Origin of the sequence: Marinomonas gallaica, assembly GCF_001639745.1 — a bacterium.
In the GTDB taxonomy this organism is placed as follows: Bacteria; Pseudomonadota; Gammaproteobacteria; order Pseudomonadales; family Marinomonadaceae; genus Marinomonas; species Marinomonas gallaica.
This window is the reverse complement of the sequence record NZ_LTAX01000001.1, coordinates 133,230-151,503: the sequence shown is the minus strand read 5'-3', so window position 1 is coordinate 151,503 and position 18,274 is coordinate 133,230. Positions and strand designations below refer to the sequence as shown.

Genomic DNA, 18,274 nt, shown 5'->3' with positions numbered 1-18,274 from the left:
CAAACGCTCTATGACGATAAAAAAAGACACAATCCCGATGACGTTGCCATTGTTACGTGATCGAATCGATGCAATTGATGCTCAGATTCAAGATTTGATAAATGAGCGCGCCGCGTGTGCGCAAAAAGTGGCAGAGGTTAAGCTTGCGGAGCAAGGTGATCATAACGTTGTTTTTTATCGTCCAGAGCGTGAAGCTCAAGTGCTTCGTCGCGTTATGGAGCGTAATAAAGGACCGCTAGGCAATGAAGAAATGGCGAAGATTTTCCGCCAAGTAATGTCTTCATGTTTGGCTTTAGAGCGTCCTATGCGCATTGCCTTTTTAGGGCCTGAAGGTACCTTTACTCAGCAGGCTGCGTTGAAACACTTTGGTCAGTCAATTGTGAGTGCGCCAATGGCCGCTATTGACGAAGTTTTCCGCGAAGTAGAGTCGGGTGCCGCTAATTACGGTGTGGTGCCAGTAGAAAATTCCACCGAAGGCGTTGTTAATCATACGCTGGACAGTTTCCGTGGTTCGCGTCTGAAAATTTGTGGTGAGGTAGAAGTTCGTATTCATCATAACTTGTTGGTGGCGCCTAATATTGCACCTGATGATGTGACACACATCTATTCACACCAACAATCCTTGGCTCAATGTCGTGCTTGGCTTGATCGTTACTGGCCTCATGCGGAGCGCGTTGCGGTAAGCTCTAATGCCGAAGGTGCGCGTTTAGCTGCTGAGGCAGGTAAGAATGGCAAGGCTGTCGCAGCCATCGCTGGTGACATTGCTTGCCAGCTTTATGGCTTAGAGGTGGTGTCGGCTAATATTGAAGATCACCCTGAAAACACTACTCGTTTCTTAATTATTGGTAATGAAAAAGTGCCTGCGAGCGGCAAAGATAAAACATCTTTGTTGGTGAGTGCGAAAAACGAGCCGGGTGCATTGTACCGCTTACTCGAGTCGTTTGAGCGTCACGGTGTTGATATGACGCGTTTGGAGACACGTCCTTCTCTTATTAGTAAGTGGGGATATGTGTTTTATATCGACTTCTGGGGGCATTGTGAAGACGAAGCGTGTCGAGTCGTTATTGACGAGCTACGTGAACGTGCATCGGAAGTAAAAGTGCTTGGCTCTTACCCAGTCGCTGTGCTGTAAGCGCTTTGCTTAATTCGTTATAAGGCGCTTAGTATGTATGACAATAAGAGAGAGTTCGGTAATGTCTTAATCGTTGGGTTGGGCATGATCGGCGGTTCCTTCGCAAAAAGTTTAAAGCAACAAGGCTTGGCAACTTTGTTTGGTGCTGATCGTCGTGTTGGTGAGTTGACCTTAGGGGTGTCAACGGGGGTCATTGATTACCCGGCTCAATTAGACGAAGTTACCATCAGTAATATGGACATTATTATTTTGGCAACGCCTGTGCGTGCCATGGAGTCCGTATTAACTGAGATTAAAGCGTTTATTAAACCAACCACTCTGATTACCGATGTTGGTTCGACAAAGGGGAGTGTTGTCGCTGCAGCTGCCAAAGTGTTTGGCGAAGCCCCCGCGAACTTTATTCCAGGTCATCCTATCGCCGGTGCTGAGAAAAGCGGCGTGCTAGCTGCTAATCCTCATCTATTTGAAAAGCATATGGCGATTGTCACGCCATTACCCTATTCCGATCCAGAGCTGCTTGATCGTCTTCATCGGCTATGGCGTGCAGTCGGGGCAGATGTTGTGAGTATGGATGTGGATCATCATGATCATGTCTTAGCCGCCTCGAGTCACTTGCCGCATTTGTTAGCGTACACGTTGGTCGATACGTTGGCCAATGCTGATCGCAGTCAGGACATATTCCGGTTTGCTGCGGGTGGTTTTCGTGACTTTACACGAATTGCATCGAGTGACCCTGTGATGTGGCGCGATGTGTTTCTAGCGAACAAAGATGCCACGCTGGCAACGCTTGATTTATTTACTGATCGTTTATCTGACATGCGTCAGGCAATTGTTGATGCAGATGGTGCTTCAATGTACGGAGTGTTTACTCGTGCGAAATCCGCTCGAGATCATTTTTTACGATTGTTAGAGCAGCGTACCTTGGGTAAACCACAAGAAAAGCAGTTGTCAATTTCGGTTAGCCCGGCATCGGCTATTAATGGCGATATTAAGTTGGTCGGTGACAAATCTTTGTCACATAGAGCTCTTATCATGGCAGCCTTAGCTGATGGTGTTAGTGAATTAGCCAACGTGGATTTAGCGGGCGACGTAAAAGTCACCATGCAGGCGCTCAAGGATATGGGGGTCGTGATTGAAGAGTTTGGCTACGGTTCTGTGCGGGTGCATGGGGTCGGGCGAACGGGTCTTCGAGCTCCAATTGCGCCCATTAATGTTCATGGCTCTGCCACAAGTTTGTATTTGCTTGCGCCAGTGTTAGCAGGGCAAGCATTTTCTGTTGATGTGTTAGCTGATGATTCTCTTCTTAATACGCCGTTTACGAATCTATTGCGTTTGCTAAAAAATGCGGGTGCAGCGGTCTCTTCGGGGGCGGCAGATTGTTTGCCATTTAAGTTTTTGCCGTCTTCCATTAACGCGGTTTCTGGGAAGTTGCCAGGACCTGCATCCTCAAGGCTGATGTCATCTGCGGTGTTGCTAGGTCTGTTTGCGCAAGGTGACTCTGGTTTTGAATCGACAATGCAATTTGATGAGCAGGTGCGCGCATTGTTCGCCAGTTTTGGTGTTGAAATTGAAGGGCAAGCCTCTATAACAGTACGAAAATCTAAGTTAGAGGCTGCTAATATAGAGTTGCCATCTGATATGCAGCAAAGTCTATGGTGCGTGTTGTTAGCTTCTTTGCTACCAGGTTCAGCGCTACAGCTGCAAGGCGTGACACATTCTGGTCGCATGGGGGCTTTGTTGGATCTGCTGCAGCAGAATGGCGCCAAGTTGGAATGGTGTGGTGAGCCTTTGGGTATCTTCGCTACTCAAAGATTACGTGTTTCATTTGCAAAATTGCGTTCTTTTTCGCTGAGCGCAGAGCAATCTTATGAATTTCGCGAGTTTTTGCCATGTCTTGCCATGGCGGCCGTTTATGCGGAAGGCGACAGTCAGTTTGAGGCTGTGTCGAATTTGCCTTATTTCTATGAGGATCGCATGACAACGTTAGTTGATGGCGTGAATCATATCGGTGGTGTTGGAGAATGGCACGCCGGAACCCTATTAATAAAAGGAAGTACTCCTCATGGAGGGGATTTGGACAGTGCAGGGAATGAGCTTGTGGCATTGGCATTCTTGCTGCTTGCTGCTCGTTGCCGCAATGGAGCGACAGTCAGAGATTGTCAGAAATTGTTAGCACAAATTCCAAACTTAGAAGAAATTGCGACAACACTGGGCCTGAAGTGCTCAGTGCTTAGCTAAATAAGAGGAACAGTTATGATGAATCAAGCCCCAGTTATTACGATTGATGGCCCTAGTGGTGCTGGTAAAGGCACAGTAAGTCAATTGGTCGCCGAAAAGCTGGGTTGGCATTTGCTTGATAGTGGTGCGCTTTATCGCTTGTTGGCTTTAGCGGCGTCCCATCATGGTATTGAAAGTGATGACGTGGAAGCGCTTAAAGTTCTTGCTGAGCATTTAGATATTCAATTTAAGCAATCTGAAGATAGTAAGGTTGAGATTGTGCTTGAAGGGGAAGTCGTTACGCAGGCGATCCGGACGGAAATCGTTGGTAATCAAGCGTCTAAGTTGGCCGCTATTGGTGATGTACGTGAAGGTTTATTGTTACGTCAGCGTGCTTTTGTACAGGAGCCGGGTTTGGTTGCTGATGGTCGTGATATGGGAACCGTTGTGTTTCCTGAGGCGAGCATCAAAGTCTTTCTGACGGCAACACCTGAAGAGCGCGCGCAGCGTCGCTTGTTACAGCTTGAACAGAAAGGGGATGTGGTCGATTTTGATGCGTTAGTTAAAACCATTAAAGAGCGTGATGAGCGCGATGCAAATCGTGCTGTTGCTCCCTTGGTGCCTGCAACGGGTGCTCTTGAGATCGATAGCACAGAGCTATCGATTGAGCAGGTTGTGGATATTATCTTGTCTGAAGCGGCAAAAGCCTCTTACATTTAAGTTTGAACTGTATTTATGTTCAATCTTTGTGCTAAAATAGGTCGATTAAATTAAGTCGATTTGGGGCCAGCAAACGCCAAATCGCAAACAATGTAAATTAATCCCACATAAGCTGGCGATGTGGCAGGGAACATTTAGTTGTTCCGTGTATATAGGAATCACAATGACTCAAAGCTTCGCAGAACTGTTTGAAGAAAGCCTTAAAACCGTAGAAATGGCTCCAGGCTCGATTGTTACTGGTCTAGTTGTCGACATCGACAGCGACTGGGTAACTGTTCATGCAGGTCTAAAATCTGAAGGCGTTATCCCTCGTTCTCAATTCCTTTCTGAGAGCGGCGAATTCACTCTTAACATCGGCGACGAAGTTAAAGTTGCACTTGATGCTGTAGAAGATGGTTTCGGTGAAACGAAACTTTCTCGTGAGAAAGCTAAGCGTGCTGAAACTTGGGCTGTTCTTGAGCAAGCCTACGAAGAAGGTGAAATCGTTAAGGGTGTTATCAACGGTAAAGTCAAAGGTGGCTTCACTGTGGATATCGCTAACATCCGTGCTTTCTTGCCAGGTTCTTTGGTGGATGTTCGTCCTATTCGCGACACATCTCACCTTGAAGGTGTTGAACTTGAGTTCAAACTTATCAAACTTGATCAGAAACGTAACAACGTTGTTGTATCTCGTCGTGCCGTTATGGAAGCGACTAACAGCGCTGAGCGTGAAACGCTTCTTGCTAACCTTGAAGAAGGTCAAGAAGTTAAAGGTATCGTTAAGAACCTTACTGATTACGGTGCATTCGTTGACTTGGGCGGTGTTGATGGTCTTCTACATATCACTGACATGTCTTGGAAGCGTATCAAGCACCCAAGCGAAATCATCGCTGTAGGTGATGAGATCGACGTTAAAGTTCTTAAGTTCGATCGTGAGCGTAACCGTGTATCTCTAGGTCTTAAGCAATTGGGTGAAGATCCATGGGTTGCAATCAAAGCTCGTTACCCAGAAGGTACTAAAGTTACTGCACGTGTAACGAACCTAACTGACTACGGTTGCTTCGCTGAGCTTGAAGAAGGTGTTGAAGGTCTAGTTCACGTTTCAGAAATGGATTGGACGAACAAAAACATCCACCCTTCTAAAGTTGTTCAGATCGGTGACGAAGTAGAAGTTATGATCCTAGACATCGACGAAGAGCGTCGTCGTATTTCTCTAGGTATCAAGCAGTGCACTCCAAACCCATGGGAAGAGTTTGCTACTTCATTCAACAAAAACGACAAGATCTCTGGCGCTATCAAGTCTATCACTGACTTCGGCGTATTCATTGGTCTTGACGGCGGTATCGATGGCCTTGTTCACCTATCTGACCTATCTTGGGAAGAAGCTGGTGAAGAAGCAGTACGTAAGTACAAGAAAGGTGACGTTCTAGAAACGGTTGTTCTTTCTATCGATGCTGAGCGTGAGCGTATCTCTCTAGGTGTTAAACAACTAGAGCAAGATCCTTTCGTTGCATTCGTTGCTGAAAACGACAAAGGCGCTATCGTTACTGGTACTATCGGTGAAGTAGATGCTAAAGGTGCTGTTGTGATTCTTTCAGAAGGCGTTGAAGCTTACTTGAAAGTCTCTGAAATCAGCCGTGATCGTGTAGAAGATGCTTCTACTGTTCTTAAGCAAGGTGAATCTGTTGAAGTTGCGATCACTAACGTTGATCGTAAAGCTCGCACTATCGCTGTTTCTATTAAAGCGAAAGATGCTACAGAAGAGAAAGCGGCTATCAAGTCACACTCTGAAAAGCAGCAAGCTGAATCAACTGGCCCGACTACAATCGGTGACCTGATCAAGGCTCAACTTGAGAACCAAAACTAGTTCTATTTAAGTGCTAAGTTTTAAAAAAAGCGGACCTTTCAGGTCCGCTTTTTTTATGTGTTTTTTCTAGATCAGATTGACAAATAAACTATACACAGAAGATGTGGATAAACGTGGGTATAGCTTTTCGTTAACGAAATGAGGCGAGTAAAGTTTTGATATCTTCTTCGTCCCACTCTTCTTTTTTGAGTAGGGCGATCACTTCTTGGTTGTTCTGAAGTAAGTCTAAATTCTTCTGAAATTTAGCGAAATGGTATTCTTTTATCAGCTTTTCATCGTATTCTGAGCGATAAATTTTAGGTGTCTTTGTTTTGTTCTCTTCTTCATGTTGCGGTTTGCCTTTTAAGTTATTCACAGACTTATAAGCATTCAGCATTTTTGACTTGTTCATATCATTCACCCACTGGGTACTCTATCTCTGTGATTAAAATATGGTCGCTGCTGACTGTCCATTTTACATTGGTGTTCCATAGCAAGTTGCCGTGAGTTCTGCCATCAACATTTGTGAGATAGGAAGGTCTCGGATCCTGTCCAATGACTTGTTCTATTAAAGGGATTAATTCTCTCTTGTACTCTTCTTTATAGGCAAGGGCTTGAGTTAATGCCAGTTTTGAAAACTGCACAGGTGTAAGAGAGGTAGCTTCAGGGGCAAATCCGCCCTGTGCGTTATGCAGCGCATCGGCGTAAGGTAAGTATGGTTTTATATCAATGATGGGCGTCTTATCTAATAAGTCGGCCCCGATGATATCAATAAAGATACGTTTTTTGTCTTGTCTAATGCCTTGTATCTCAACGACGGATAATCCAATAGGGTTGGGGCGGTGAGTGGCGCGTGTAGCGAAAACGCCTACTTTCTTGTTGCCGCCTAATCGCGGTGGCCTGACTTTTGCCTTCCATTGTTCTTGAATGCATTGATGAAAGATAAAATGTACCCAGATATGTGAAAAGCCTTCCAGTCCATCTAAGACATCCATGCGGTTGAACGGAGGCAGCAGTTCAATTGATGCTGCAGCCTCAGTGACAAGGCCTGGTTGACGAGGAATACCAAATTTTTCTTTGTAGCAAGAATGAGTAACCCCAATCTGCTGAAATTGAAATGTGTTCGTCATAGGTAAATTAATCGTTTAGGCGTTGAATAATTGAGAATCAGATTGAATAAGATGTGGTAGTATACCGCTTATCTATTTTTATAGCGTCCCATAAGGGAAATGACATCGCTGGATAAAGAAGAGAGTAAATAATGTCCTTAGAATCTTACATGAATGAAGTTGGTCAAAAGGCTCGTGCTGCGTCACGCCAATTGACTCGTGCCACGACAGAGCAAAAGAACAATGCCTTGTTCGCTATGGCGGATGCTTTGGAGTCTGCACGACCTCGACTTAAAGAAGAGAATGCTAAGGACTTGGAAAGCGGTAAACAAAAAGGTCTAGAAGCTGCATTGCTTGATCGTCTTGAGCTTAACGACGCCCGTATCGATGGCATGATTGAAGGCCTGAAGCAGGTTGCTTCATTGCCAGATCCAGTGGGTGAAATTACCGATATGGTTTATCGTCCATCGGGTATACAGCTGGGCAAAATGCGTGTGCCATTGGGAGTGATTGGTATCATTTACGAGTCTCGTCCAAACGTAACGATTGATGCGGCGAGTCTATGTTTAAAGTCTGGCAATGCGACGATCCTACGAGGTGGCAGTGAAGCGTTTTACTCGAATCAAGCGATTGCGCAAGCAGTTCAGTCTGGTTTGGCGGCAGTTGGTTTGCCAGAAGATGCTGTGCAGGTGATCAATACAGTTGATCGTGCAGCCGTTGGTTTGTTGATTACGATGCCTGAATTTGTCGACGTTATCGTACCACGCGGTGGTAAAGGCTTGATTGAACGTATTAGTAATGATTCGCGAGTGCCTGTGATCAAGCACCTTGATGGAAACTGTCATGTGTATATTGATGACGAAGCGGATCTTGAAAAAGCGTTTAACATTTCTATGAATGCTAAAACGCGTCGTTATGGCGTGTGTAATGCGATGGAGTCATTGCTGGTTAATCAGCGTATCGCTCAGGAGATTTTGCCTCGTCTAGCCGATGCTTTGGTTGAAAAAGGGGTTGAGCTAGTTGGTTGTGAGCAAACGCGTGCTTTAATTAATGCGCAACCAGCCACCGAAGACGATTGGTACACCGAATATTTAGGTCCGAAGTTGTCCATTAAATTGGTCGACGATATGGATGAAGCCATTGCGCATATTAATCAGTATGGTTCACACCACTCTGATGCGATTGTGACGCAGAATTACTCCAAAACCCGAGCCTTTATGGCGGAGGTTGATTCTTCGTCGGTGATGGTCAATGCCTCAACAGCGTTTGCGGATGGTTTCGAATATGGACTAGGGGCAGAAATTGGTATTTCTACCGATAAAATTCATGCTCGTGGCCCCGTTGGCCTGATCGGACTAACCAGTCAAAAGTATATCGTATTAGGCGATGGTCACACACGTGACAACTGAGTTATCTGATATTCAACAGAAAGGCACGGTTGTGATGGGGGGGACGTTTGATCCTATCCATCATGGCCATCTTCGTTCGGCTGTCGATATACTGGATTATTTTCAGTTCAGAAATCTACGCTTAATCCCTTGTTATCAACCTGTACATAAAGATCAACCTTCTGTCAGTGCCGAACAGCGCTTAGAAATGGTGAGGTTAGGAATTCAGGCGGATGAACGATTGAGCGTTGATGAGCGAGAAATCGTAAGAGAAGGGCGCAGTTACAGTATTGATACTTTGACGCAGCTGCGTCATGAGTTAGGTGCAGACGAACCTTTGATTATGGTCGTTGGGATGGACAGCTTTCTGTCGCTTCCGACTTGGTCTCGTTGGCAAGAGTTATTGAGTGTGGCACACATCTTAGTCATATCTCGACCCGGGTGGGAGCCTGACTTTATTTCCAGTCTTGAGTCTTTTTATGAAAAGCATCGAGCCAAGAGCGCAGCTGAGTTACAATGCGCGCCCGCTGGAAAGATATGGATGGAGAGTTTTACACCTCTTGCAATTTCATCAAGCCAAGTACGAAACCTTTGTCGCAAAAAAGCGTCTATAGCGTACTTGGTTCCAGAAACTATACAGCGTTTCATTGAAGCGCATTCTTTATATAAATAGGGTTATCCGAAACTATGAGCCAAAACCAATTATCTGCTGATCAAATTCTCGAACTTGCTGTGGAATCACTAGAGGATGTGAAAGGCGATAACATCACGGTACTTAACGTGAGTGAACTAACCGACATGATGGATTTTATGGTCATCTGTACGGGTACGTCAAAACGCCACGTGAACTCTCTTGGTCAACACGTAGTTGAGCACGCTAAAAGCAAAGGTCTTCAGCCATTAGGCAGTGAAGGCCGTGAGATGGGCAGCGATTGGGTTCTTGTGGACTTATACGATGTTGTTGTACACGTTATGACAGAAGAAGCTCGTTCGTTCTACGACCTAGAAAAACTTTGGGACATTAAACCAGAGCAGCGTTAAGGTTTTGACATGCGCGTTAGATTGATTGCTGTTGGTACAAAAATGCCAAAATGGGTAGTGGAAGGATACGAAGAGTATGCCAAACGCCTCCCCAAAGACTTCTCTCTTGAGTTAGTTGAACTACCGATGTCGCCCCGTGGGAAAAACACTGACATTGCAAAAGCCATTCAAAAGGAAGGTGATGCAATGCTGGCAGCGATCCCTTCTGGAGATAAGGTTATTGCTTTGGAAGTTTTGGGTAAAACGTGGAGTACCGAGCAGTTAGCTGAGCAGACATCTCATTGGCGCATGGATGGATACAACATTTCTTTGTTGGTGGGTGGTCCAGATGGACTGGATCCCCGCTGTACCGCACGTGCGGATCAAGCTTGGTCACTTTCCAAGCTTACACTGCCTCACCCTATGGTGCGTATTTTATTGGCTGAGCAGATCTATCGAGCTTGGACACTTATGAATAATCATCCATATCACCGTTAGAGTTCTGTTTTGGGCAAGCATCATCAAGTTTTTCGAAATCATCGTCAAGAACATGCCCTGACCAAAAGCAGGGTAGTCGTCGCTGCAATCTTTGTACTGATGATGGTCGGTGTATTGATGGGGCGCTTATTCTATCTGCAAGTCGTCGAACACGAGCTGTACCAAACTAAAGCAAATGACAATCGTCTCATGCTGATCACTGAACCTCCGCCAAGAGGGCTTATTTTTGATCGTAATGGTGTTGTGTTAGCCGATAACCGCCCGATACACAGTTTGACGGTGATTCCAGAACGAGCGCTTAGCCTTCCTGAGCTCAAAAAAGCCTTGAGTGAATCGGTAGATATAACCGATGAAGAATGGGCTGATTACGAAAGTCGTTTGCAAGATTATCGTCGCCCGTATCAATCCATTACCTTGAAATCCCAGCTTTCGGATGAAGAGTGGTCCAAAGTGTCTGTTGACCTTTATCGGCTCGATGGCGTCCAGGTCGAGGCGCAGTTAACGCGCTATTATCCTTATGGTGAAGCGTTTGCTCATGCTGTTGGCTATGTGGGACGAATTACCACTAAAGATCTTGAGCGAGTAGATCGATCTGCGTATCAAGGAGCCCTGTTTATCGGTAAAACAGGGGTGGAAGAATATTACGAGTCGACGCTTTTTGGTCATCCTGGCATCTCAAAAGTTGAGGTGAATGCTCGTGGCCGAATTATGTCTGAAATTGAGCGGCAAAATCCTGTTCCAGGAAAAGATCTCCATTTATACATGGATGCCCGTTTACAGCAGTATGCTTACGATTTGCTAGGGAGCTATAAAGGATCGGTCGTCGCCATTGACCCTAACAACGGCGGGGTGCTTGCTATGGTGTCCAAACCGGGCTTCGACCCGAATTCATTTGTGCGTGGCATTTCCGTCAGTAAATACGCTGAACTTAGGGAGGATAAGCGTCTTCCCTTGTTTAATCGCGCACTACGAGGAGGTTACCCTCCTGCTTCGACGATTAAACCGTTTATGGGACTGGCAGGGTTAGAGTATGGTTTCTCCTCTTGGACTGAGACCTATTATGCGCGCGGTTACTATCAAATTAATCCCAATGGTCGACGCTACCGAGACTGGAAGCGAAGTGGTCATGGTTGGATCGACCTTGAGCGCTCAATTATCGAGTCTGTCGATACCTATTATTATCAACTGGCTCATAAAATGGGCATTACACCGATTCATACGTTTTTGTCTAAACTTGGTTTTGGACAAACTTCCATTTTAGACTTAAATGGCGCGAGCGCTGGTTTGTTACCGTCTAATGAGTGGAAGAAGGCTCGATACAAAGAGCCTTGGTACCCTGGTGACTCAGTAAACGTAGGGATCGGTCAGGGTTTTATGGTAGCGACGCCTATTCAAATAGCGACCGCTACTGCGGCGATGGCTGCTCGTGGCCACATGTACTACCCACGAATGGTCAGTCAGATTGCGAATGAGCCAGCGACGTTTGAAGGTAACGATGGCGTTGAACACGAGATTAAGTTAAAAGATCAGCGCAACTGGGAGCGAATGGTCAAGGCCATGGAGAAGGTAATAACAGACTCTCGTGGTACGGGTCGTCGTTTACAAGGCACGGACTATAAAATCGCCGGTAAAACGGGAACGGGCCAAGTATTCAGTCTACAAGAAGATGAAGAGTATGATGCCGATAATTTAGATAAACGCCTTCATGATCATGCTTTGTTTATCGGTTTTGCGCCTGCAGATAACCCTAAAATTGCCGTCTTTGCTATTTTTGAAAATGGTGGCAGCAGTGCTAAACCTGCCGATTTAACAAAAGCTCTGTTTGATGCGTATTTATACGATAAATACCCGAAAGAATACGACTACTTCAAGGAGTCGAGCCGATGAATGTGCAGTTTTATCAGCGTATATTGGCATTCACCAATGCTCGGCTGTGGCGTTTGACTCACGTTGATGTATTGCTATTGCTAGCGCTGCTGATTTTAATGTCGGGAGGCCTGTTTATTTTGTACTCGGCATCGGGACAAAACGTAGCAATGGTTGAGCGTCAAGTACTTCGTTTAGGCATTGGTATGGTTGTTTGTCTTGCCTTAGCACAATTACCGCCGAAATACATGCGCCGAGCCTCTCCATTTTTATTTGTTTTCTTGGTTGGTTTACTCGTTTGTGTCTTGTTGTTTGGCGTAGGCGCCAAAGGTGCCCAGCGTTGGCTTGCTTTACCGGGAGGGCTGCGTTTTCAACCTTCCGAAATTATGAAAATTGTCATGCCGATGATGGTTGCTTGGTATTTCGCTAATCGACAATTGCCGCCGAGTTTGAAAGAAATCATAACCGTGTTGGTGATTATTGCTGTGCCCTCTTTGATGGTGGCAAAGCAGCCCGACCTAGGAACAGCATTACTGGTTGGCGTATCGGGAATATTTGCCTTATTTCTAGCCGGTATCGGCTGGCTTTATATTCTGGGGGCGGCGGCTGTAGCCCCCATTGCTGGCTACAGCTTATGGCATGTTATGCATGACTATCAAAAGCAACGAGTATTAACGTTTTTAAACCCAGAAAGCGATCCACTTGGTTCTGGCTGGAACATTATTCAGTCGAAAACAGCCATTGGTTCTGGAGGGCTGCATGGTAAAGGGTTTCTAGAGGGGACTCAGGCACAGTTAAACTTCCTTCCTGAAAGTCATACAGACTTTATTATCGCCGTATTGGCGGAAGAGTTTGGCATGGTAGGGTGCGCATTGCTTATGTGCGCGTATTTGCTGGTGATTGCACGCGGTTTGTTTATTGCTGCGTATGCAGAAGATAACTATGCTCGATTGTTAGCTGGCAGTATTACGTTAACCTTTTTTGTGTATATGTTTGTAAATATTGGCATGGTTTCTGGGATCTTACCGGTTGTCGGTGTACCGTTACCTCTTGTGAGCTATGGCGGTACATCCATCATTACCATCATGGCGACATTCGGAATTTTAATGTCGATTCAAACTCATAAAAGGGCAAGGTAATGTTTACGAGAGTGTTAGCCATTAGTTTGGCGATTGGGTTATATGGCTGCTCAACAATGAGTAATCATGTAGAGGCACAACCTGCTCCAGAAGTCGTGAAAAGTGTGCCATACAGTGAGTTACCCGAAGTTCAGAAGTTCATCAGTAAGATGGTGAGTCAGCATAATTATGATCGTCAGCTGCTTGTCTCAATGTTCTCTAATACCTACAAACGAGAACAGGTAATCACTAAATCGGATAATCAGCCAGAAGTTATTACGCCTTATCATGAATATCGTGCGAACTTTATTGATCCTTATCGTGTCCAACAGGGTGTTAAGTTCGCTCAGCGCAACAAAGCTTGGTTAGAACAGGCCGAACGGGATTACGGTGTTGATTGGCAAGTTATTGTTGCTTTGTTAGGTGTAGAAACCGCTTATGGTAAAGTAACGGGTAACCGCGATGTATTTACATCGCTTACAACTTTGTCTTTTGATTACCCAAGACGTGGCGCGTATTTTCAAAGTGAGCTAGAGGCCTACTTGTTATTGGCTCGCAACCAAGGTTGGACTTTAGGGGCAACGAAAGGCTCATACAGTGGCGCATTGGGAATGGTGCAATTTATGCCAAGTAACCATATGAAACTCGCTGTGGATTATGATCAAGATGGTCGGATCGATCTTTGGAATTCTGAGGCCGATGCCATTGGCAGTATTGCAAATTATTTACGTCATCATGGTTGGCAATACCAACAGCGCGCTGCAATCCCAGCACGTGTTGATCAACCTGAGCAAGTATCAGAGCTTGTAAATAAAGGCCGAGCACCGCTGTATTCTATGAATGAATGGAGTACCAAAGGTGTGTGGGCGACAACAGATTATGCAGCAGGTAAAACAGGCTTAATTGGGCTGCGTGAAAGTGAGGAGATGGTCGACTACTGGCTCGCCTACGAGAACTTTTTCACGATCATGGATTACAACCCAAGTCGCCGTTATGCCATGTCTGTTTTAGAATTAGCGAATAGGATTGCACAGCATGAAGGTGGCTAAATACCTTGGTTTAATCTCTGTCATTGGCCTGACCGGTTGTATGAGTACTGAGCATATTGGTGGTAAAAGTGGTTCAATTGACTATGAGAAGGCTTCAGGGGGTGGTCGCTACAGCATTTTACAAGATCATGCCCCCAGTGGGGACATCAAAGTTGACCATTTGCCTGATTTAATTCCTAAGTATGAAGCTAAAAGTCGTGGCGGTAATAAGTCCCCTTATACGGTTTGGGGGAAGAAATACTATGTGATGAACTCGGCGGAAGGCTACAAAGCAGAGGGTACCGCGTCATGGTACGGTCAGAAATTCCATGGTCATAAGACATCAAATGGGGAAACTTATGACATGTATGCGTTTTCAGCCGCGCATAAATCATTGCCGTTACCGACCTTTTTAAAAGTGACCAACCTAGCGAATCAGCGCTCTGTGATCGTCCGTGTAAACGATCGAGGCCCCTTTCATGGCGATCGTTTGATCGATTTATCTTATGCTGCTGCAGCGCGTTTGGGCTATCACAAAAAAGGATTGGCTCGGGTTCGTGTTGAAGCCATTACCCCTAAACCTGGTGAGCGTTATGCCGCTTCTGCTGCCGCTACAACAGTGGTCTCTACACCAGCGGTGGCGGTAGCTAAGCCTTCTGCGGCCGTTGATAATGTGCCTTCGACATCAAAAGGATTGTCAAATGACTTGTTGTTTAGTCATTTACAGATGGGCGCGTTCTCGCAAAAAAACTCAGCTGACAGACTCAAGCAAAAATTGTTTGAGCGTTTTGATACATCGATTAATATCGAAGTACTTCATGCGGATGACGGTTTATATAAGGTTCTGGTTGGGCCTTATGAAAGTGATCAACTGCTGTCAGGCTGGCAGCAGAAACTTGAGCAAGCCGGCTTTGGCAAAAGTGTAAAAGTCGCGTTAGCTCCTTAGAGAATTTTATCGAGGCTAGAGATTCCTAGCTCCCTTTAGTATCATTCCTGCCATCACGGATTAGGCTAAGACGTTTAAAAATATGAAACGACTGTTATCTCTTTTTATCATCACAATTTCATTCATGGTTTCTGTAGCGCAAGCTGCACCATCACTTATTCCTGCACCACCTCAACTGTCCGCGAACAGTTACGTGTTAATGGACGCCTATACAGGCGATGTTCTGGTTGAACATAATAGTCGTGAGGAGCTGCCACCTGCGAGTTTAACGAAACTGATGACCGCTTACATTGCTGAGTATGAGCTTGCTAAAGGCAACATCTCAATGAATGATCAGGTCACTATTAGCGAAACAGCATGGCGTATGGAGGGTTCGCGTATGTTTATTCGCGAAGGTACTCAAGTCCGTCTTGAAGACCTGATGCGCGGTATTATCATTCAATCTGGTAACGACGCCAGTGTGGCCGTTGCTGAGCACATTGCAGGTGGCGAAGCGGCCTTTGCCGATTTGATGAATCAACATGCAAAACTCTTAGGCATGAACAATTCGCACTTCGTAAACTCAACGGGGTTTCCTGCAGAAGGTCATTACTCAAGCGCGTTAGACATCGCTTTATTGGCGCGTGCGACAATTGTACATTTCCCGCAAAATTACGAATTGTACTCTGAGAAATATTTTACCTATAACGATATTCGTCAGCCGAATCGAAACAAACTTTTGTGGCGCGATAAAACAGTAGATGGCTTGAAAACAGGTCATACTGAGGCCGCTGGATATTGTTTGGCCGCGTCCGCAGTTCGTAATGGTACGCGTTTGATTGCCGTTGTTATGGGCACCAGTTCAGACGAAGCCCGTGCAGCAGAAACGCAAAAATTGTTGAACTACGGTTTCCGTTACTATGAGACACGTAAACTATACAGTGCAGGCCAAGTGTTGAGCGATGCGCGTGTATGGGGTGGTGAAGTTGATACGGTAAAAGTTGGTTTCTCTGAAGACGTATTGGTGACCATGCCACGTCAAAATGCGGATTCTATTCCTGCTTCTTTGGATCTTAAGTCTGAAATTGAAGCGCCTATTGCCGCAGGTGATGTACTGGGTAAAATTATTGTCGGTACGCCCGAAAATATTTTGCTTGAGCGTGACGTAGTCGCACTAGAGCCTGTTTCTGAAGGCGGCTTCTTCAAACGTTTATTCGATAAAGTTAAATTGTTCTTTATGAACTTGTTCTAAAAAGGGTTAGCAGCAAAAATGGCTTTAATTAATCAAAACGGTGTTGTTGCCAAGGATGCGCCAGATGCCCCTAAAATCGAGTTTCCTTGCGACAACTATATGATTAAAGTTGTCGCAATGGACAGTGATGACACGCATCTCAATGTTTTTGAGTGCGTGCGTCTGCATGCACCGGAACTTGATGATTCAGCGATCAGGAAGAATGTGTCCTCAAAAGGGCGCTTTGTAAGCTTTACTTTCCGCATCACCGCGCAAAGTGAAGATCACCTATCGCGTTTGCATACAGATCTGATGGCTGTTGATGTCGTAAAAATGGTTATGTGATTCATGCCTAATTCTATACTGTGCCACGACCTAGGTGTGGTGCCATACGAGTCGACCTGGGAAGAAATGAAACATTTCACCCAGACTCGTACGAAAGAAGATCCCGACCAGATCTGGCTGCTTGAGCACCCGTCCGTGTTTACGCAAGGGCAAGCGGGTAAAGCTGAGCATCTACTGGATGCCGGTGATATTCCTGTTGTTCAAGCTGACCGAGGCGGCCAAGTGACTTATCATGGTCCTGGGCAGCTGATTGCTTACATCATGATTGATTTAAAGCGATTGGGGATTGGTGTACGTGATCTGGTCACGCTTATCGAAAACTCCATTGTCGATGTCTGCAAACTGCATGGCATTGAGTCTTACCCCAAGCCGGATGCTCCAGGTGTTTATGTCAATGAAATGAAGGTGTCTTCGCTAGGCTTACGCGTGCGAAGAGGTTGCTCGTTTCATGGTGTGGCTTTAAATGTCGACATGGATCTCTCTCCATTTTTGCGTATTAATCCGTGTGGCTATCAAGGCTTACAAATGATTGATATGAAGCGCTTGCAGCCAGATACCAAGATGGCGCAAGTTAAAGTTCAGCTTGCCAATGTATTGGCTGAACGTCTCGGATACTCTCATCCGATTATCCAACAAGGGTGAATAAAAATGACTACTCAGCAAAAGCGAGTTGTACAGGGTGAAAAACTTCGTGGTGCCGACAAAATGGCACGTATTCCTGTAAAAGTTATCCCTACAGAAGAAATCCCACGTAAACCTGACTGGTTGCGTGTGCGTATGCCGGCTTCACCAGAAATTGCACGTATTAAAAGTACCTTGCGTGAACATAAGTTAGCGTCTGTTTGCGAAGAGGCTAATTGTCCTAATCTAGGCGAATGTTTCTCCAACGGTACTGCCACGTTCATGATTATGGGTGATATCTGTACCCGACGTTGTCCTTTCTGTGATGTGGCACATGGTCGCCCGAATGCGTTAAGCCCTGATGAGCCGAAAGAGTTAGCGGCTGCGATTCGCGATATGCGACTGAAGTACGTCGTGATTACCTCGGTAGACCGTGATGATCTACGTGACGGTGGTGCTCAGCATTTTGTCGATTGTATTGATCACACACGTGAACAAAGCCCATCGATTGAAATCGAAACACTGGTGCCAGATTTCCGTGGCCGTATGGACGTAGCGTTGGATATTCTTCAGGTATCACCACCGGATGTCTTCAACCACAACTTAGAATCGATCCCGCGTTTGTATCGTCAAGTGCGTCCCGGCTCAGATTATCAGTGGTCGCTCGATCTGTTGAAAAAATTCAAAGAACGTTGCCCAGATGTTTCAACCAAGTCTGGCTTGATGGTAGGCATGGGCGAGACTTTCGAAGAAATCGTCGAAGTCATGAAAGACCTGCGTGCTCACAACGTTGACATGCTAACGATTGGTCAGTACTTGCAACCCTCAAAGCATCACTTCCCAATGGATCGTTTTGTACATCCAGAAGAGTTTGAACGCTACGAGCAAGTTGCGAAAGAGCTGGGCTTTAAACACGCAGCCTGTGGCCCATTGGTACGTTCTTCGTACCATGCGGACAAACAAGCCCACGGTGAGCGCGTTTCTTAAAACCGTTTACGTGGTTTGAAAGCGAGGTTGCGAATTGCGCCTCGCTTTTTTTATGGAAAAAAGCCCACCTCTTACGAGGTGGGCTAAAAGCTTTCCATGTTGACGCCAAGGGGAAAGCGTCAAATTTATGACGGAGCTAATATACACCTAGAAGTAGTATTAAAGCACTTCCACACCGAGACTTAGCTCATTATCCATAATCTCAGACGGCTTAAGTGTAGACAAATAGCCGGATACTTGGTTC

The 18,274-nt window shown here is 45.7% G+C and carries 18 protein-coding genes; 16 read left to right on the top strand and 2 right to left on the bottom strand.

The genetic code is table 11. The features are described 5' to 3' along the window. The first annotated feature begins 10 nt into the window (after positions 1-10). The 4 genes from pheA to rpsA all read left to right on the top strand — a co-directional run bounded on the left by pheA (position 11) and on the right by rpsA (position 5,915). The gene (gene pheA / locus AYW76_RS00735; protein WP_067214586.1) at positions 11-1,132 is read left to right on the top strand and encodes a prephenate dehydratase; all 1,122 of its coding nucleotides are present in this window, start codon (positions 11-13) and stop codon (positions 1,130-1,132) included. Positions 1,133-1,165: 33 nt separating this feature from the next. Further along, positions 1,166-3,370 (top strand): prephenate dehydrogenase/arogenate dehydrogenase family protein, encoded by a 2,205-nt coding sequence (locus AYW76_RS00730; RefSeq protein WP_067214582.1) that lies wholly within the window; start codon positions 1,166-1,168, stop codon positions 3,368-3,370. 15 nt (positions 3,371-3,385) lie between these two features. Further along, positions 3,386-4,069, top strand: coding sequence for a (d)CMP kinase (gene cmk, locus AYW76_RS00725; protein WP_067214579.1), 684 nt, complete (start codon positions 3,386-3,388; stop codon positions 4,067-4,069). Positions 4,070-4,232: 163 nt separating this feature from the next. Continuing rightward, entirely contained in the window at positions 4,233-5,915 is a 1,683-nt protein-coding gene (rpsA, locus tag AYW76_RS00720) for a 30S ribosomal protein S1 (RefSeq protein ID WP_067036175.1), read from the top strand. Between the two features lie 130 nt (positions 5,916-6,045). Here rpsA and AYW76_RS00715 read toward each other — a convergent pair whose 3' ends face one another. Both AYW76_RS00715 and tsaA read right to left on the bottom strand, forming a co-directional pair. Next, positions 6,046-6,306 (bottom strand): hypothetical protein, encoded by a 261-nt coding sequence (locus AYW76_RS00715; RefSeq protein WP_067214576.1) that lies wholly within the window; start codon positions 6,304-6,306, stop codon positions 6,046-6,048. A 1-nt stretch (position 6,307) separates the two neighbouring features. Beyond that, positions 6,308-7,024 carry a tRNA (N6-threonylcarbamoyladenosine(37)-N6)-methyltransferase TrmO gene (gene tsaA, locus AYW76_RS00710; protein WP_067214574.1) on the bottom strand — a complete coding sequence of 239 codons (717 nt, stop codon included), beginning with the start codon at positions 7,022-7,024 and terminating at the stop codon, positions 6,308-6,310. Between the two features lie 131 nt (positions 7,025-7,155). Between tsaA and AYW76_RS00705 the strand changes: the two genes are divergently transcribed. The 12 genes from AYW76_RS00705 (at position 7,156) to lipA (ending at position 18,030) form a co-directional block, all read left to right on the top strand. Further along, positions 7,156-8,412, top strand: a complete 1,257-nt coding sequence (locus tag AYW76_RS00705; protein ID WP_067214569.1) for a glutamate-5-semialdehyde dehydrogenase — start codon at positions 7,156-7,158, stop codon at positions 8,410-8,412. Continuing rightward, positions 8,402-9,064 carry a nicotinate-nucleotide adenylyltransferase gene (gene nadD, locus AYW76_RS00700; RefSeq protein WP_231872512.1) on the top strand — a complete coding sequence of 221 codons (663 nt, stop codon included), beginning with the start codon at positions 8,402-8,404 and terminating at the stop codon, positions 9,062-9,064. Before AYW76_RS00705 ends, nadD begins: the two co-directional genes overlap by 11 nt. A gap of 14 nt (positions 9,065-9,078) precedes the next feature. Then, positions 9,079-9,432: a ribosome silencing factor gene (gene rsfS, locus AYW76_RS00695; RefSeq protein WP_067214561.1), complete on the top strand. Its 354-nt coding sequence runs from the start codon at positions 9,079-9,081 to the stop codon at positions 9,430-9,432. A 9-nt stretch (positions 9,433-9,441) separates the two neighbouring features. Continuing rightward, on the top strand, positions 9,442-9,909 hold the full coding sequence (gene rlmH / locus AYW76_RS00690) for a 23S rRNA (pseudouridine(1915)-N(3))-methyltransferase RlmH (protein WP_067214555.1): 468 nt from the start codon (positions 9,442-9,444) through the stop codon (positions 9,907-9,909). Positions 9,910-9,918: 9 nt separating this feature from the next. Further along, positions 9,919-11,796, top strand: coding sequence for a penicillin-binding protein 2 (gene mrdA / locus AYW76_RS00685; RefSeq protein WP_067214554.1), 1,878 nt, complete (start codon positions 9,919-9,921; stop codon positions 11,794-11,796). Beyond that, a complete protein-coding gene (gene rodA, locus AYW76_RS00680; protein ID WP_067214553.1) occupies positions 11,793-12,914 on the top strand; it encodes a rod shape-determining protein RodA in 1,122 nt (373 codons plus the stop codon). Before mrdA ends, rodA begins: the two co-directional genes overlap by 4 nt. After that, the gene (mltB, locus tag AYW76_RS00675) at positions 12,914-13,942 is read left to right on the top strand and encodes a lytic murein transglycosylase B (RefSeq protein ID WP_067214552.1); all 1,029 of its coding nucleotides are present in this window, start codon (positions 12,914-12,916) and stop codon (positions 13,940-13,942) included. Before rodA ends, mltB begins: the two co-directional genes overlap by 1 nt. After that, on the top strand, positions 13,929-14,867 hold the full coding sequence (locus AYW76_RS00670) for a septal ring lytic transglycosylase RlpA family protein (RefSeq protein WP_067214550.1): 939 nt from the start codon (positions 13,929-13,931) through the stop codon (positions 14,865-14,867). The genes mltB and AYW76_RS00670 overlap by 14 nt, the downstream gene beginning before the upstream one ends. A gap of 82 nt (positions 14,868-14,949) precedes the next feature. Continuing rightward, entirely contained in the window at positions 14,950-16,098 is a 1,149-nt protein-coding gene (locus tag AYW76_RS00665) for a D-alanyl-D-alanine carboxypeptidase family protein (RefSeq protein WP_067214547.1), read from the top strand. Between the two features lie 18 nt (positions 16,099-16,116). Continuing rightward, entirely contained in the window at positions 16,117-16,422 is a 306-nt protein-coding gene (locus AYW76_RS19055) for a YbeD family protein (protein WP_067214545.1), read from the top strand. Between the two features lie 3 nt (positions 16,423-16,425). Further along, positions 16,426-17,064, top strand: coding sequence for a lipoyl(octanoyl) transferase LipB (lipB, locus tag AYW76_RS00655; protein WP_067214543.1), 639 nt, complete (start codon positions 16,426-16,428; stop codon positions 17,062-17,064). 6 nt (positions 17,065-17,070) lie between these two features. Beyond that, positions 17,071-18,030, top strand: a complete 960-nt coding sequence (gene lipA / locus AYW76_RS00650) for a lipoyl synthase (RefSeq protein ID WP_067097258.1) — start codon at positions 17,071-17,073, stop codon at positions 18,028-18,030. The last annotated feature ends 244 nt before the right edge of the window (positions 18,031-18,274 follow it).

Bases quoted from the DNA above. Each gene is read 5' to 3' on its own strand.
- rlmH (WP_067214555.1), top strand. From the start codon at position 9,442: ATGCGCGTTAGATTGATTGCTGTTGGTACAAAAATGCCAAAATGGGTA.
- lipA (WP_067097258.1), top strand. From the start codon at position 17,071: ATGACTACTCAGCAAAAGCGAGTTGTACAGGGTGAAAAACTTCGTGGT.
- AYW76_RS00665 (WP_067214547.1), top strand. From the start codon at position 14,950: ATGAAACGACTGTTATCTCTTTTTATCATCACAATTTCATTCATGGTT.
- pheA (WP_067214586.1), top strand. From the start codon at position 11: ATGACGATAAAAAAAGACACAATCCCGATGACGTTGCCATTGTTACGT.
- rsfS (WP_067214561.1), top strand. From the start codon at position 9,079: ATGAGCCAAAACCAATTATCTGCTGATCAAATTCTCGAACTTGCTGTG.
- cmk (WP_067214579.1), top strand. From the start codon at position 3,386: ATGATGAATCAAGCCCCAGTTATTACGATTGATGGCCCTAGTGGTGCT.
- AYW76_RS19055 (WP_067214545.1), top strand. From the start codon at position 16,117: ATGGCTTTAATTAATCAAAACGGTGTTGTTGCCAAGGATGCGCCAGAT.
- mltB (WP_067214552.1), top strand. From the start codon at position 12,914: ATGTTTACGAGAGTGTTAGCCATTAGTTTGGCGATTGGGTTATATGGC.
- AYW76_RS00705 (WP_067214569.1), top strand. From the start codon at position 7,156: ATGTCCTTAGAATCTTACATGAATGAAGTTGGTCAAAAGGCTCGTGCT.
- lipB (WP_067214543.1), top strand. From the start codon at position 16,426: ATGCCTAATTCTATACTGTGCCACGACCTAGGTGTGGTGCCATACGAG.
- AYW76_RS00670 (WP_067214550.1), top strand. From the start codon at position 13,929: ATGAAGGTGGCTAAATACCTTGGTTTAATCTCTGTCATTGGCCTGACC.
- tsaA (WP_067214574.1), bottom strand. From the start codon at position 7,024: ATGACGAACACATTTCAATTTCAGCAGATTGGGGTTACTCATTCTTGC.
- rpsA (WP_067036175.1), top strand. From the start codon at position 4,233: ATGACTCAAAGCTTCGCAGAACTGTTTGAAGAAAGCCTTAAAACCGTA.
- AYW76_RS00730 (WP_067214582.1), top strand. From the start codon at position 1,166: ATGTATGACAATAAGAGAGAGTTCGGTAATGTCTTAATCGTTGGGTTG.
- rodA (WP_067214553.1), top strand. From the start codon at position 11,793: ATGAATGTGCAGTTTTATCAGCGTATATTGGCATTCACCAATGCTCGG.
- AYW76_RS00715 (WP_067214576.1), bottom strand. From the start codon at position 6,306: ATGAACAAGTCAAAAATGCTGAATGCTTATAAGTCTGTGAATAACTTA.